Origin of the sequence: Zhongshania borealis, from assembly GCF_039539625.1 — a bacterium.
Classification (GTDB): domain Bacteria; phylum Pseudomonadota; class Gammaproteobacteria; order Pseudomonadales; family Spongiibacteraceae; genus Spongiibacter; species Spongiibacter borealis.
The window spans coordinates 1-15,866 of record NZ_BAABDM010000013.1; the positions used below are offsets into that span (position 1 = coordinate 1).

The 15,866-nt window shown below is 48.3% G+C and carries 10 protein-coding genes; 6 read left to right on the forward strand and 4 right to left on the reverse strand.

All coding sequences use genetic code 11. The features are described from left to right. Positions 1–5,924 (forward strand): Ig-like domain-containing protein (locus ABD836_RS18455; RefSeq protein ID WP_344938820.1); only part of this gene is annotated, 5,924 nt, incomplete at its 5' end. A gap of 117 nt (positions 5,925–6,041) precedes the next feature. Here the strand turns inward: ABD836_RS18455 and ABD836_RS18460 are convergent. Continuing rightward, positions 6,042–6,461 carry a CBS domain-containing protein gene (locus ABD836_RS18460; protein WP_344938822.1) on the reverse strand — a complete coding sequence of 140 codons (420 nt, stop codon included), beginning with the start codon at positions 6,459–6,461 and terminating at the stop codon, positions 6,042–6,044. 272 nt (positions 6,462–6,733) lie between these two features. On the opposite strand from ABD836_RS18460, the gene ABD836_RS18465 reads away from it, so the two are divergent. Both ABD836_RS18465 and ABD836_RS18470 read left to right on the forward strand, forming a co-directional pair. Beyond that, a complete protein-coding gene (locus ABD836_RS18465; protein WP_344938823.1) occupies positions 6,734–8,038 on the forward strand; it encodes an imelysin family protein in 1,305 nt (434 codons plus the stop codon). Further along, on the forward strand, positions 8,035–9,435 hold the full coding sequence (locus ABD836_RS18470; RefSeq protein WP_344938825.1) for a di-heme oxidoreductase family protein: 1,401 nt from the start codon (positions 8,035–8,037) through the stop codon (positions 9,433–9,435). Before ABD836_RS18465 ends, ABD836_RS18470 begins: the two co-directional genes overlap by 4 nt. 31 nt (positions 9,436–9,466) lie before the next feature. Here ABD836_RS18470 and ABD836_RS18475 read toward each other — a convergent pair whose 3' ends face one another. Next, positions 9,467–10,852 (reverse strand): alkaline phosphatase family protein, encoded by a 1,386-nt coding sequence (locus tag ABD836_RS18475; RefSeq protein WP_344938827.1) that lies wholly within the window; start codon positions 10,850–10,852, stop codon positions 9,467–9,469. 508 nt (positions 10,853–11,360) lie between these two features. Between ABD836_RS18475 and ABD836_RS18480 the strand changes: the two genes are divergently transcribed. The 3 genes from ABD836_RS18480 to ABD836_RS18490 all read left to right on the forward strand — a co-directional run bounded on the left by ABD836_RS18480 (position 11,361) and on the right by ABD836_RS18490 (position 14,844). After that, a complete protein-coding gene (locus ABD836_RS18480; protein WP_344938828.1) occupies positions 11,361–12,992 on the forward strand; it encodes a tyrosine-type recombinase/integrase in 1,632 nt (543 codons plus the stop codon). 550 nt (positions 12,993–13,542) lie between these two features. Continuing rightward, positions 13,543–14,163, forward strand: a complete 621-nt coding sequence (locus ABD836_RS18485) for a hypothetical protein (RefSeq protein ID WP_344938830.1) — start codon at positions 13,543–13,545, stop codon at positions 14,161–14,163. Positions 14,164–14,373: 210 nt separating this feature from the next. After that, positions 14,374–14,844: a hypothetical protein gene (locus tag ABD836_RS18490; protein WP_344938833.1), complete on the forward strand. Its 471-nt coding sequence runs from the start codon at positions 14,374–14,376 to the stop codon at positions 14,842–14,844. A gap of 31 nt (positions 14,845–14,875) precedes the next feature. On the opposite strand, the gene ABD836_RS18495 is transcribed toward ABD836_RS18490, so the two are convergent. Together ABD836_RS18495 and ABD836_RS18500 are read right to left on the reverse strand one after the other, a co-directional pair. Next, positions 14,876–15,418, reverse strand: a complete 543-nt coding sequence (locus tag ABD836_RS18495) for a hypothetical protein (RefSeq protein WP_344938835.1) — start codon at positions 15,416–15,418, stop codon at positions 14,876–14,878. 26 nt (positions 15,419–15,444) lie between these two features. Beyond that, a complete protein-coding gene (locus ABD836_RS18500; RefSeq protein WP_344938837.1) occupies positions 15,445–15,855 on the reverse strand; it encodes a gamma-glutamylcyclotransferase family protein in 411 nt (136 codons plus the stop codon). Between the last annotated feature and the right edge of the window lie 11 nt (positions 15,856–15,866).

A 15,866-nucleotide genomic window follows, 5' to 3' on the forward strand; every position in this document is an offset into this window, starting at 1 on the left:
TGCTGGCCGGCAACACCTACAGCATTGCGGTTGACGGCGCTGACCTGGCCGCCGACACCAGCTTCGATGCGACGGTTGTGGGTACTGATGAAGCGGGTAATCCGTTCAGTGCGAGCACGACGTCGACCCACACGGTTGATACTGCAGCGACCGCAACAATCACCGTTAACGACATTACGCCTGATGACATCGTGAACGCGGCCGAAGCCGGAACAAGCATCAACGTCACCGGTACAGTGGGTGGCGATGCAACCGTTGGTGACGCAATCAGCTTCACCATTAACGGCACGCCTTACAGCGGTACTGTACTGGCCGGCAACACCTACAACATTGCGGTTGATGGCGCTGACTTGGCGGCCGATACCAGCTTCGATGCGACGGTGACGGGCACCGATGCAGCGGGTAATCCGTTTACCGCGACAACCACCTCAACGCATACCGTTGATACGGCAGCGAGTGCAACAATCACCGTTAATGACATCACTGCTGATGACATCGTCAATGCCGCTGAAGCGGGTACTTCAATTGATGTAACGGGCACCGTCGGTGGCGATGCAAGCGTTGGTGACGCAATCAGCTTCACCATCAACGGTACGCCTTACAGCGGTACTGTATTGGCCGGCAACACCTTCAGCATTGCGGTTGATGGCGCTGACTTGGCGGCCGACACCAGCTTCGATGCCACTGTAACGGGTACTGACGCGGCAGGTAATCCATTTACCGCAACCACGACGTCAACCCACACGGTGGATACTGCAGCGACCGCAACGATCACCGTTAACGACATCACGCCGGATGACATTGTGAACGCAGCGGAAGCTGGAACAACCATCAACGTCACTGGTTCAGTGGGCGGCGATGCCACAGTGGGCGACGCGATCAGCTTTACCATTAACGGCACGCCTTACAGCGGTACCGTGCTGGCGGGTAACACCTTCAGCATTGCGGTTGATGGCGCGGACCTTGCGGCGGATACCAGCTTCGATGCCACGGTTGCAGGCACCGATGCCGCGGGTAATCCATTCACGGCGACGACGACCTCAACGCACATGGTTCCGCCTAGTTTGGATCTTGATGGTGATGCAGCTGGTACGGGCTACGTTACTGACTATGTTGAAGGTGGCAGCGCTGTATCGATTGCTGATAGCGATATTGCTATAAGCGATGTTGATAGTAGCAACCTGCAGTCAGCGACGATTACCTTAACAAATGCCGAAGCTGGCGATTTGTTAAACGTAGGCACGCTGCCGTCGGGTATTACCGCTTCGGCTTACAACTCCGCAACGGGTGAGTTGACGTTAACCGGTAATGCAAGTCTTGCTGATTATCAAACCGCGATAAAAGCGATTCAGTTTGAGAATTCTGGTAATGGCTCTGATACCGCTAGGGTCATTGAAGTTGTGGTTAGCGATGGCGTTAGCAGCAGTAATGTTGCTGTGACGACTATTGATGTAACGACAATTCCGACTGTCTCGATTAACGATGTACTAGTTCAGGAGCCGGCCACCGGCACCACTACATTAACCTTTACTGTGTCTATCGATGAGGCCTTGGCTTCAGATTTGACCTTTGATTTTAGTACAGTCGATATCAGTGCAACTGGCGGCGCAGATTACCAGTCTATTGGTGTAACCCAGGCTACGATCGCAGCGGGTGATACGACGGCAACCATTACCGTAACGGTTAATAGCGACGCAAATCAGTTTGAAGGAGACGAAACTTTATCGGTTGATATAAGTAACTTTAATCAGACGGTCAATTTCGAAACCTCTGCTCATACCACGGTAAATGGTATTCAAGGCATTGGTACGATCGGTGCGAATAACGGCGCGCCAGTTGCAGAAGACGACGCTTACTTAACCGCCGAAAATACTGACCTGCTCATTGGTAATCTTCTGGCAAACGACACCTTGGTCGATGGTGCGGAAATCACGAGCTTTAGTCAGGGCGGTAGTGGTGGTGTTGTTGATAATGGCGACGGCACATTTACCTATACACCCAATGCGGGCTTCACTGGCACAGATACTTTTACGTATACGCTGACCGATGCCGACGGTGAAACAGATACCGCAACGGTCACGGTCAACGTGAGCTCGGCCGCGAATAATCCGCCGATAGTAAGCGGCGTGCCAGATATTAGCTATACCGAAAATGGCGATGCGGCCAAGCTGTTATCGGGTATTTCTATTACGGATGCCGATAACAATAATCTCTCGTCAGTGGTAGTGAAGGTGGATGGCTATTTGCCAGGTCAGGATGTACTTACGTTCTTGACTGCCGGTACTGGTGTTGTTGCGACTACCGCTGTGGTGGGTGGAGTGTGGCAGCTGACGCTGAGTGGCGGTGACGATATTAGCGATTACTTGACCGTGCTTAGTACGCTTGAGTATCAAAACAGTTCAGATAACCCAAGCTCATCGCCGCGCACCGTAACTGTCGAAGCTTACGATGAAGATTTCAATAATCTTTACGGTTCTGATAGCGGCAATATTGCGGTAACGCCTGTTAATGACGGGCCTGATGTATTTGACGATGCAGTCTTCTTTGTTGACGGCTCAGAAGATAATGAACTGAATATTCAGGCGCCAACTGATCCAGATACCGATGACAGTTTGCTAGAAATCACCGTTACTGGCTTGCCGGGTGCATTGGGTACGGTCACCCTAGCCGACGGTACGCCTGTTGCGATTGGCGACACGCTTACCGCGGCGCAATTATCCAGCTTGCAGTTTGATGCGGGCCCTACTGATGGCCAAGCGACATTTACTTATGACGTGTTTGACGGCGAGCTCACGACATCCGCGGTAACCACCATACAGGTTGGCTCCACTGCAGCAGACAGCGGCACGGTGAGTGAAAGTGCATTAAGTGACGGTACTGGCGACGGTACAACGATCGTTACTGGCAATCTGTTAGACAACGATGCAGTAGCCACTAATGCTACCAATATCGACAGCATAAACGGTCAATCGCCTGCAGGCGGCATCATTACCGTGGCTACTGCGATAGGTACGCTCACGGTTTACGCTGACAACAGCACACCGGGCTTCAGCGCCGGTGATTACAGCTACGAGCTGACTCAGGCCGACGGTAGCGGTAATGATGTTGATGAAGTGTTTAATTACACCTTCACGGAAAGTGGCACGGCCTTTTCTAATAGCCTCACCGTAGCGGTTATTGACGACATCCCCGTGGCGAATCCTATCGCTGAATCGGTACCTGAATCGAATGAACAAATTTTCAATTTGATCATGACATTGGACACCTCGGGCAGTATGGGCTGGTCCTTGACGAACAATAATGCACCAGGTGCGGGAGAGCCTTCGCGGCTTGATGTTGCGAAGGAGGCGGTTGGCTCACTAACATCAGAGTTTTTTGAGCAGTCGTCGCAGGTGTCGGTCACTTTAGTGTCGTTCTCGACAACAGCCAATATGGTTGGAACTTACGATAATTTTGAGGATTTTGAGAATGCCTTGAATGCTCTAACGGCGGTCGGTGGCACAAATTATGTTAGTGCATTGGATGAAGTAGAGGACGATCTAACGGCAGATCTTGCCACGCAAGACCCTGCCGATGGCGTGCAGAATATTTCTTACTTTGTGTCTGACGGTGTATCGAGCACCTCGCCCATTGGCGGCGGGTTTAAAGACTTTGTTAATGATAATGGTATTGATTCGTTTGCGATTGGAATTGGGCCGGGTTTGGCAAGTGGCAGTGCCGATCTCGATTTCATTCACAATATCGATTCATTACAGCAGGGTGGTGACCATGCTGACAGCGCGATAATCGTTGAAGATATAACGCAGTTGGAAGCTGAGCTACTTAATACAGTGCCTACTGCGTTTGGTGGCAATATTACTGCGAATGGCAGCGTTCAAAATGTCGAGTTTGGTGCCGACGGCGGTTACGTCGAAAGTATCAGCATGGATATTAGTAGTACCAACTACACCTTTAGTTATGACGGGACGGATATTACGGTCTCGCCGAGTTTAACCGGCGTCGAGTTTGAAGGGGCTCTGCTGACAATTGGCCATGACGTGGCTGGCTTTGACTTAGGTGTATTTACCTTTGATTTCTCCGATGGTGCTTACACCTTTAGCTCGCCCAACGGTAACGCCGGTGAACAGCTGGTCTTTGACTACACCGTTGTTGATGGCGATGGTGATACGGCGACCTCTACAGCAACGATTGATGTGCTGGATAATGCCCCAACGGCAAATGATGACTTGCATTCAATCACTGCAGTTGAAGTTGCCGAAGGTAATGTCATTAATGCACTTGGCACTGATGGCGGCCCCGCTCTTGGTAATAGCTTCACGCCATTTGCTGCGCAGGGTGGTGGTATCGACACCGTTGTCGACGACGCAACCATTACTGAAATGAACTTCCGTGGTCAAAGCTTTAATCTCGACTTTGATAAAAGCAGTATTCCTGCCGGCGGCTCATCGGGAACATTAAGCTGGAGCTTCAGCATAACTGACGATAATTTCGGCAACGAAATTGCGCAGGTGGTGGTCGTTGACAGTAGCACCGACTCGGAGCTGGTGTTTAATGAAGCGGGCTATTATAAGTTCACGCCAGACACATTTGCTGCGCAAGAGTTTTCGGTAAATACCACCTCGCAAACGAATGTTAATAATGCAGATTTTGATATAAGCATTGTTTCCGGGGGTACCCAGCTGCAGTTTAGCGATGATGGTGTTGGTGTACGGGGTGGCAATGGTCAGCTATTAAGTCAGGGTGAGGAAATCGCCTTGGCATTTGATGCAACGGTGTTGCCTAATGGCGTGCGAAATCTGGTACTGACATTAGATGATTTTCAGAGCCAATATAACGATCAGGTCACCGTAGTAGTGTCCCATGACACTGACGGTGATGGCGTCGTTACGCAAAGTACCATAACGTACTCCGCTCAAAATAATAGTGAACAAGAGACGCTGGACTTATCGCAGTTCTCTTCGGTTACTGCAATTGATGTGGCCTACACGGGATCCGGTTACGACACGGGTTTGTATAATGTCTCCTACCAGCCTCAAGGTAGCGCGAGTGCCGGTGAACCAGAGGTTATTGGCTACACGTTGACCGACTCAGACGGCCAATCGGATACAGCCCAGCTCAATATCCACACTATTGAAAATGAGATCGACGGCACCGCTGCTGACGATAGTATTGTGGGTGGCGTTCTGAACGACGCGATTAGCGGCGGTGACGGGGCGGATGTCTTAGACGGCGGCGCGGGATCTGATGTGCTCAGCGGTGGTGCTGGAGACGATACCTTGCTTGGTGGAAGTGGCAGAGACAGTCTTGCCGGTGGCTCAGGTAGTGACACGCTACTTGGTGGCATGGGAGACGACCATTTAGATGGTGGTCTAGGTGATGACACTATCGATGGCGGCACAGGCGACGACGTAGCCCAAGGCGGCGCGGGTAGCGACACAATATACGGTGGTGCTGGTGCAGATATCTTGCGCGGCGACGCGGGTGACGACAGCCTCTTTGGTGGTAAAGGTGACGATACCCTGCTTGGCGGAAAGGGTGATGATATCCTCGCCGGCGGCCAGGGTGATGACAGCCTAATGGGTGGTGATGGACGTGATACCTTTGTGTGGAGCAATGTCGATAAAGGCAGCAGCGCTGACCCCGCAGAAGATGTGATACTTGACTTTGAGGCTGGCTCAGGTGGCGATGTATTGCATCTCGCTGATTTACTGCAAGGCGAAGAGAGTGGCGATCTTAGCGACTACCTCAGCTTCCAAAGTGATGGTAGCGGCGGCACTATCGTTAATATCGATATCAGCGGTGATACAGGATCATCGCAGCAGCACATCACCCTGAAGGGCGTTGATCTAACCGCCGGTGGTACCTTAACGGATCAAGACATTATTAATGACTTGCTCTCAAACGGAAATTTAATCGTCGACTGATTTGGCAAGCCAAGTCCTGTGGTCAGAAATGGCCGCAGGATACGGGTTGTTGTTAGATGCGCGACGTGGATTACAGTTTTAGTTAAGGCTGCTTATCTATAAAGCAGTATTTTGCTGTTAATGCTTAGTATGAAGGGTTTTCCCGAGCTCCCGCATAATGTCGCGCCATGAAATTATGCCAATGGGCGCTTCTGTATTGTCGACGATGGGTATACACGAGATTTTGTTCTGATTGAAAATACTGATAGCGTCATCGATCGTCGCGTCTTCGCGTAAGAATATTGGCCGGCGGGTCATTATTTGATGAGCCTTCTTATTGAGTGACGCCATGTCCTTGGTCGTTGCGGCCATAGTGCCAATATTCGGGCTGAGTGACTTAAGGAGGTCTCTGTCAGAAATGATTCCGTACAAACGCTCACCTTCAACCACAAGAAGGTGGTGGAATCGCGTTTCCTCAAAGATCGCCTTTAGCTTACCTAGGTGGTCATCCATCTGTACAACAACAAGATTTGTACTCATTAGTTTGCTAGCTTTCATGCGGCCCTCATAGTTTAAATTACAGATGAATGAGTGAATCTAAAATTCGTGAAAGCGACTAAATGTAAAATACTTAAAGTCTTATAAAAAATATCAAGCGTAGTCGCCAACAGGGGTTGATGTTTTAGTTTGCTATTGATGATTGTCTAACGCTCCGCTTAACTTTACCAGAAAGTAATCGAAAGAGTCGCTGGTCTTTACCTTGCTCACTATCGAAAAAGTTCTGATATGCTGGCGTACTTTGGTCGATGCGTGTTTTGCTTGGGAGATGTATGCATATTTTTTTACGCAAGCCTGCGTGGGTTTGTATGTTGGCTCTATTAACGGTATTGCTGAATTCAGCGTGTGCACCATCTCCTCGCGAAGAAGAAAAACGTGCGGTGTTGGCGGTATATCGTCAGCAAGCCTATGCAATATATGACGATGCTTACGTTGCTGCAAAGCAGTTATACATGGCCGCTATTGAGCTGCAAACAAACCCTTCCGATGCGTCACTGGAAAAAGCGCGGAACGCGTGGCGTGAGGCGCGAGTGCCTTATTCCCAAAGCGAAGCCCTTCGCTTTGGGAATTGGTTTGTCGATGAGTGGGAAAAGGGAATTAATAGTTGGCCATTGGATGAAGGCTTTGTCGACTATGTTGATCACTCTTATCAGGCATCTGCGAGCAATGAATGGGCGCATGCTAACTTAATCGGTTCTAATGTGATTTATGCCGCAGGGCGGCAAGTACCCATTAATTATATTGTTATTAGGCAATTGCAAATGTTGGAGTCGAGCAGTGGAATAGAAAGCAATATTGCCACGGGCTACCACGCGCTTGAATTCATGTTATGGGGGCAGGATCGCCATGGAAATTCGCTGGGTGCAGGCGAACGGCCTTGGACTGATTTCTCTCTAGACCCGTCTCTATGTAGTGATGGTGACCGTTTGGCGTCGGGTATCGCATCTTGCCGCAAGCGTGGTGAGTTTCTGCAAGCACAAAGTTTACACATTCTTAGTAAACTGAAAGAAATGCGAGGCTATTGGGCGCCGGGTGACGGTAATGCTGGTGATCGCCTGCAGAAATCGTCTGTTAGCGAAGGGCTGAATCGAGTGCTCTTTAGTTTGGCGGCAATGTCGGCAGAAGAGCTGGCGGGTGAACGCATGCACGTGGCGTTAATGACAAACTCCCCAGAAGAAGAACAAGATTGCTTCAGTGATGATACGCATAATTCACTCTGGTATAACGCACTGGGCATTGAAAATTTCTATTATGGTCGTTACAAAGGGCGTAGCGCTATAGAACTCGAGGCCCAGTCCCTAGCGGCGCTCGCGGCTGAATATTACCCAGATTTGGCTCGAGAGATCGATGCTGGATTCCGTGAAACAAAAGCCGCGATGAAAGTGATTTGGGAGGCTGGGAATAATGGCGAGCAGTATGTTGATCAGCTTATTGCACCAGGTAATGCTGCGGGGCATGTGCTCTTGCAGCGCGGAATTAGAGGATTGCAAGCGCAGGCAAATTTACTGGGAAAGTTGGCGTTAAAGTTGGGGTTTGAGTTAAAAGACCCTGCGAGTTTTTCAGCGTTGGATCAATGAATATTTCATTTTCTCGATTTATCGCCGCAATTTTTATATTGCAGGCTTTATCGTCGGGGTGTTCCCGCGCGCCTGATTTTGCTCAGGTAGAAGACGGTGAAATGTTGTCTGGCGGAGCGACCACGTTTCAAAAAACAAATCCCGACGTGAGTTTGTCGCGGGAATCTTACTCTCAAGCTGCGGTGAATTTATCCATTGGTCAGCGAAATAAATTTGCACTCGGTAATGCCTTTTTTACTGCGCCCTGGCAACCCGAATCATCAGTTGAGAGCAGTCGCACAGGTCTTGGGCCGTTATTTAATGCCGCGGCATGCCAAGATTGTCATATTCGTGATGGCCGTGGTCATCCGCCTACTGAGTCCCTCAGTGAATCGTCGGTGCTGCGCGTCGCCTTAATCAATGGAGAGCCGGATCCAATATACGGGCACCAAATTCAAACGCGAGCATTACCGGGTTTTTTGCCGGAGGCGGTGCCTGATATTTATTGGCAAAATTCTTCGGTGGCATTGGCGGACGGTGAGACGATTTCGATGCGCAAGCCGTTCGTTGTATTGGAACAATTGCATTATGGCCCCCTCGCCGATGGTCATGGATTAAGTTTGCGGGTGGCCCCTGCAATGATCGGGCTTGGCCTGCTAGAGAGTATTGCTGCAAGTGCTATTTTGGCAGGCGAAGATGTTGGCGATAGCGATGGTGACGGCATTTCTGGCAGGGTTAATCGAGTATGGAGTCAAGAGACTAGTGCGACGGTCATTGGCCGCTTTGGCTGGAAAGCTGGGCAGCCGTCCATACGCCAACAAAGTCTGTTAGCCTTTCAGCAAGATATTGGTATCAGTTCGCAGCTGTATCCCTACCAGCCATGCACATCGGTGCAGACGGATTGCTTGGCATCGCAATCCTCAATACGCCCGGAATTAAGCGATGAAATAGAAGAGGTGTTGTTGTTTTATGCAAGCCACTTGGCGGTTCCAGCACGGCGTTGGCATGATCGTAAAGAGGTCTTAGCGGGTAAGGCTTTATTCCACACTTTGGGGTGTGCGGGTTGTCATCAGCCTAGCTGGCGTACTGCAAGGCTGGATAATCACCCCGTTTTAAGTGAGCAGTTAATCTGGCCCTATACCGATATGTTGTTACACGATATGGGTGAAGGGCTGGCTGATGGGGTTAGTGAGTATAGTGCGCAGGGAAATGAGTGGCGTACCGCGCCGCTTTGGGGGGTGCATTTAGCCAAAGCAGTCGGCGGAGCAGAGGTGGGATTTCTTCATGACGGTCGCGCCCGTGATTTTAAAGAGGCGATTATGTGGCACGGTGGTGAAGCCCAAGCATCGCGAGAGGCTTGGGCTTCACTTAAAAGGGACGATCGTGAAAAATTAATTTGGTTTTTAAAGTCTTTGTAAGTAGGCGCCTTACGTTGAGTGTTCAAGACGTCTATTCGCAGTTGTAAACATCGCCACCAAAGGCGTGCATACCTTCCTCTGCGGGCAAGCCGGCGTAGCCAATATAGCCAGGGGTCTTAGCTTGTATAGCAGGCTCGATGTCCGGCAAATTGGGGTCGATGTGCACCTTGTCTAAGCCGAAGAGGTTTTCTAGCGTGCGCAGAAAACTGTAGTGGTTATAGGGGGTGCTGTTCTCTGTGTTTGCCTTGGTAAACGGCGATAAAACCACCGCCCCAAAGCGACCGCCGCCGGGACCAAGTAAACCGTTTAAACCGGTGTCGGCACCTCGGTGTTTTAAGCCCGCATCCTGCTCCATGCCACAGCAAGCATCGTAATCTTCAAGGCCGCCAGTACCAAAATTAGACTCATCAAATAGAATGACGATCATGCCTGCTTCCTTATATGCAGGCGAATTCATAATTAAGGGCACCCATGTTTGTAAAAACTGGTCAGCTTCTGCTAAGCCGCCGGGGCCGCCGCTGGAGTCAGCGCACTGTGCACCACTGTCGTGAGCATTGTGGCAGTTGTCCGGCACAATAAGATTGTAGTTGGGGGTCGTGCTGCGTTTCAGCAAAGCGGTTTGTAGATCTAGAACGCCTTGAATTGCTGAGCCAGTGTGTAGATCAACCACGTTGCGGTCACAGCGGGCGTAGTCTTCTGCAGTTTCGGCATTGCCGATAATACTGCGATAAAACAAGAACGGGTTATGGCGTGCTGCGTACTGCTCAATAGTGTCCGAACCATTGGTGCCGTCTAAGCTGTTTAGGGCGGGGCCGGTACAGCTATTGTCGGCGGGGCGACCTTGGGCACGAATCTGCCCGCTTTGTTCAAGTGCCATATCTTCCATCCAGCCGCGCCAAGTGTATTGGCTGCCGTTGAAGGTATTATTTAACTCTAGCTCATCAACCAAGGTTGGAAAGCGTGCAGGGTATACGCAGCCAACGCCATTCGCTTGACCGTATTCCAGTACTGGCTGCAGGGGGTTGTACTCGGTCCATTGGGCAAAAACTGCACAATCGGCATGAGAAGCTACATTTGGAGCCTGACCACCGATCATTGAAAGGTAATTGCCCGTGGATGCGTGAGATGTGCCATAAAAATGAGTCAGCAGTTGCCCTGCTGGAACCAAGCTCTCCCGTAAATACACCGCTGGAGAACCGGGTCCATAAGTCTCATCAAAGCTTTTATTTTCTAATACGAACACAAATACGTGCTCAATAGGTGGGGGGCTGTCTTCGCTATACCCTGCACTGCTATCGCATTGGGCCACCGCTTGTGCATTGGCTTGGGAGGTAGGGGTGCTTGACGTGCCACCGCAAGCGCACATCAGCAGTGCTGTACTTGCAAGGGCTGTAATAGCGAAGGGGCGAAAAACCATATCGAATACTCGTGAGGCTGAAAACAGCAGGCTACCTTAATTCACAAAGATGACGATAATGTGAACGGACTAGATTTCTTTTTTGGTAGTAGTCAGTGTTCGCCTGATGTAGCTAAAAATGGTGATCTAGATACGGCGAGATCCTAGGGTGGCTATTTCATTCAGGGATGGTAGGGTCGAAGCACGATCTGCGGAATGCGTGGGCGTCTTGGCACGTCCAAAGCGGTACTGGCCTGCAAGAGTTACAGGAATTTGGAGGGTTCGACCGTCGATATGGTGCTTAGATACGCGCATTTAGCAGCAGATCAGTTGCTGTATGCGGCGAAACGGATTGAGGGCACAAATTTGGGTGCAGCACTGAAAAAACCGCTTGGCTTGAGGTTGGTTGTAAGTCGATGATTTTAAATGGGAAAGTAGTGGTGCCCAGAGACGGACTTCCAGTTGAGTAGAATGTAAGCCATTGAAATTGAATAAATAACCTTAAGAGACTGATACTTAAGGAGTTATTATGCAATACAGTGCTACACACAATGCTACACATGTCCCACGAAACGGAGCTCAAAATTCAGATTATCTTCATCGCCGCAATCGCTCGCCATATTGGTATGTGCGCAAACGCATACCGGATGACTTGCTAGGTCATGCGGCCTTAACAAGTACGTCTGGCAAAGCTAAAACAGAACTCACTAAAAGCACCGGTAAGGCCGCTAAGCGTGATGCTGCGGTGATCGCAGACCAGATATTGCGTGATTGGGAGTTACTTTTTGTTTCATTGAGGGGACACCCTAATCCTACAATTCAACCACCTATGGATGTTCCGCTTCAGGAATTCGGGTTTGATTTTTCTTTTGCTGGAGCTAATAAGGACAGGCTTGAGTCGCTGTTCGATTATTTGATCGGTTTGAATCTTCATCAGAATAAGTATTGTGGGAGGGAGAATAACTCCTTTCGGGATGACTATATCGCTAGAAACATAAACCTATTAAGCGTTGGTGAAGTTGATGCGTTGGATAAGCCAATGAGCAAGCAAGATTATCAGAGTCTTTGGCTTGCGGCGGTGCAGCGTGAGATGGGAAGTTCAGCTCAATCTCGGCAGTTTGCTCATATTATGAGCCGCTCTATTGATAAGAAAGCTGGCGTTACTTTTGGGGAGGTTCTCAAGGAATATAAGGAAAGAAGAAAGGCTGATGGTGCTCAACAAAAAGCGTTGAAAAACATTGATCGAGTTGCCAATATTTTCGCGGATGAGTGTTTGCCTAACGGGCTTAAAACATTACAAGCGAGTGTCACAAAGCAGCAGGCTAATGAGTTTGTCAAAATCGCTCAACAGGTATGGCCTGGGCGAAAGACATGTGCTGATGCAATTTCATTGCTATCGACAATATTTAATCACGGTATGAAAGTCCTAGACGCGTCAGAAAAAAACCCGTTTAAGTACGCTGTTTCAACCTTGCCAAAGGCCAATAGAGGTATAAGGAAGGCTAGGTCTAACGAGGCTTATGATAAGGATCAGCTCTCGGCTATGCTGCCGAGTTTGGCGAAATTCAGCTCAAAAGGACGGTCTGAGGCGACCCTAATGGTGCTTCCTGTCACGCTACTAGCGCTATATACAGGAATGAGGATCGAGGAGATTTGTAGTCTTAAAGTATCTGATGTTCAGAGCGTGGATGGCATTGATTATATTGCGGTTTCCAAATCTAAATCGAGTGCAGGTATTAGGGAAATCCCCCTAAACCGAGGTAGTGAGATAGTTGTATCTTGGCTTAAGAAACATTCAAAAAATGATTTTCTGATTTCGGGACTAACCGAATACGATGGAAGGCGCTCAAAAAAGGTTTCTGATCGATTTGCAGAGTGGAAGAGTGAGTTTTATCCCGATGATAGTCATAAGCGTATGTATACCTTCCATAGTTTTCGCAGTACCGCCATTACAGCATTAGATCGGGGTGAAGTGAGCAACGACTTCATCTCTTTGTTGGTAGGTCATGAGGATGGTCGCGGAACCTTGGCCAAAAGTGTCTACTCTGCTGGTCGCACGATGCGTAGCCTTGTCGAGCCAGCTTCGAAAATTGATTACGGCGACGAGTTATATAATGTGGCGGTAAAACTGCTGAGCAATCACCACGTTATCCCGGTCTGAGAGTCATGGCCGGAATTAGGTAGCTCAGCAGTCTTAGATTGCTGAAGCTGCTTAAGCTCTTCCTTAAATACATTCCCGACTAATGTCGCCTGCCACGAGCCAGTTTTACCTCTAAGGGTTTCAATGCCCGCATCGTTAAGGTGAACAGCAATTGGCATTTGGCTATGGTAACGAAACAGTATGAAGGCATTTGACGGGAACGACTCTCTACATCAGTCGTCGTTGTCTGACACACGTAAATCTGGGCACATTACATTCATGATTTCCCACTTCTTTGCAGCTTTCTTGCACCTATAGGCTTGATCTCCGCAAGTCGGGCTGGATCGATATCTGGTTTTAGCCTCATACATATATTCCGTGGTTTTTACACAAAATACACCCAACGTATAAATAGTATAGGTTCATAGTAAATGTGCGTGAACTACCACGACAGGCACGCTACCTAGCAGCTAGGGGCCGCTGCCTGATTCTGGTTAAAAATTGACCATTTTCCGCGCTTTGAGGTTGAGGCGCGTTGTGAGAGATATTGTCTAATATAAGAGGGATTTAAATGAGTTTACCTGATTTGAAAGTGCGCAATCCAATTGAGCTTATTCAACAAGAACATTTAACTGGTCACCATGAGCGTGATGAATATATTAAGTGGTTCCAAAGTCTAGATACGAAATACCATTTAACATTAACTATGGCTCATGGTACATCCGAGCGAAATGCAATTGCATTAATGAATGACTTAATCAAAAAGTTGAATTCCAAAATATTCAAGAAGAGATATACGTTTCATCAAAGTGCATATTTGCAGGGGGTGACTGTAATGGAGGATACATCAAAGATGGAGTCTGTCCATTTTCATTTTTTGATTCAGAAATCACCCTATATTCCCTGTAAAGAGAAGCTTGAAGCTTTGATAGAAAGTATATTGTCAGCCGGTAAAAATCATGGACGTGATCGTATAAATGAGTTCAAAGTGGATAGTTATTATTTGTCAGTCAATACTAGCATTGAAAAATACTTAACCAAGATATTTGAATGGTATGGCAACGCTCAGGCTGCAAGAGATCGGTTTGGATATCTTGGGCCGAATAAAGTTGAGTTCGGCGGTATCGATTCACTTTCCAAATACGGGGGTGGTAGTTCTCGGTATATACCCAGATATACTGCGGCAGCATAGAGCCGTGATCTCTATCGCCCCTTGTTGGCTTGGGAGTATTTGGTTGAGTGGGGCATGGATCACATAGGGGCGCGAATTATGTCGCGTAGAGACTGATTTTGATAGCCTTACGTAGCGGTCACACCTTTGTCTGTGAAGGTTGCATTCATATAATCGACAGCTCACTATATCTTTAGATTAAAATACATCTTATGTAAGGATTACTTGTGCTTGAAAAAAATAGAGGCATGGATTAGCCAAACGAATACTGACTACAAGGAAGAGCGTCAATCTTGCGCCATTTTTCGCGATCAATTTGAAGGTTTCTATTCCCTAGACATACTGAGTACATCTTACTTTGTTGTTACTGATGATATCCCTAAGCTTGATTTCCCTGAGTTGAGGCAGGCTGGGTTCGGAAGCTTTATAGATATGAGTGTTTCTGGGATCACCTACAATGATACCTATTATGTTGAACGGAAAGCTGCCAAAGAGTTACGGTTACATTTCCATGAGTTAGTGCATGTCCTTCAATGGCGCTTACTAACTCCGCAGGGGTTCATAAATCGTTATATCCAAGAAATTCAGACTTATGGTTATGAAAATGCACCATTGGAGAAAATGGCCTATACGCTAGATGCTCATTATCTAGCTAAGGGCCAGCCTCTGAATGTGGAGCAGTTCGTCCGTGAACATTTATAATAACGACTAATAAAATATATCGATAGGTTTATTAAGCCGGATTAATTTCCGTGTCTGAATGCATCTGTGCTTCGCTCCATGGAGAATATTCCTTGATGTATGAAGTGGTGAGTATTTCTACATCACACCCTAATGAGCTTATTTGGTCTATTTGTCGATTAAGTGCTGAACCGTTAAATATTGTGAATATCATCTTAAGACGTTTCTGATGGGTTTTCGCGTCAGTATTTAATTCATCGCTTAGTTTATTGAATGTCTCAGTAAAACTGATGCGTGGGTAATCAGATAAACTGACTCTATTGAATTTGGTAGTGCCTGTACTATCCAAAATGAGTTTCGAAAGTGTTTGCCCAGAGTCACTGTCATCCATATATAGGGCTGCCGCCATCAATAGTCCATCCTCCAGTACGGTGCATACATTGCGAGGGAGCCATACATGGCGACGTCCATCCTTAATTGCTATCCACGCGATACTGTCGCCCTCGGCAAGTTTTAAGCTGTTGTAGTCATGGCTAATGCCACCATCATTTGGATGACCGGTGCCGATAAGTATTTGAGCTGAGTAAGTAGCCATATATTCCATCCTTGAATATGAGAGTGTTAGTAATTAATTCCTTCGCCAACCCAAATTCCCGTATTAATGAGTGGGTGGCCGGTTGTGTCTTCGTTGAACAGATAAACCCAGCAGTCTTGACCGTCGCTATTTGAGAAATGTTTGCGGATAAAAAGTGAGTCATTGATATTGTTTGGATCATAGCTTTCCAGCTTGTCTAATTTAGCCAGCACCGGATCACTCACCGCATATACTTCTACAAATATCGGTTGTTCGTTGGCTTCAATTACAGCGCCGGGGAATGGCCCTAGGTCGTACAGTGCTAGCCCGCCTAGCCAACCCTCTTCTACCAGCACGGAGTCGCCCAGCAAGTGGTGGTTTGGCTGCCCGTCCTTCAGGGTGCCGTAGACACCCACGAGTGTGCCGCTATCGCGTAATTGGTTAAATTGAATAGCCATAGAATGTCCTC

What these genes read in the sequence shown, in the direction of transcription:
- ABD836_RS18460 (WP_344938822.1), bottom strand. Translation starts at nt 6,461, where the DNA reads ATGAAAGCTAGCAAACTAATGAGTACAAATCTTGTTGTTGTACAGATG.
- ABD836_RS18465 (WP_344938823.1), top strand. Translation starts at nt 6,734, where the DNA reads ATGCATATTTTTTTACGCAAGCCTGCGTGGGTTTGTATGTTGGCTCTA.
- ABD836_RS18470 (WP_344938825.1), top strand. Translation starts at nt 8,035, where the DNA reads ATGAATATTTCATTTTCTCGATTTATCGCCGCAATTTTTATATTGCAG.
- ABD836_RS18475 (WP_344938827.1), bottom strand. Translation starts at nt 10,852, where the DNA reads ATGGTTTTTCGCCCCTTCGCTATTACAGCCCTTGCAAGTACAGCACTG.
- ABD836_RS18480 (WP_344938828.1), top strand. Translation starts at nt 11,361, where the DNA reads ATGCAATACAGTGCTACACACAATGCTACACATGTCCCACGAAACGGA.
- ABD836_RS18485 (WP_344938830.1), top strand. Translation starts at nt 13,543, where the DNA reads ATGAGTTTACCTGATTTGAAAGTGCGCAATCCAATTGAGCTTATTCAA.
- ABD836_RS18495 (WP_344938835.1), bottom strand. Translation starts at nt 15,418, where the DNA reads ATGGCTACTTACTCAGCTCAAATACTTATCGGCACCGGTCATCCAAAT.
- ABD836_RS18500 (WP_344938837.1), bottom strand. Translation starts at nt 15,855, where the DNA reads ATGGCTATTCAATTTAACCAATTACGCGATAGCGGCACACTCGTGGGT.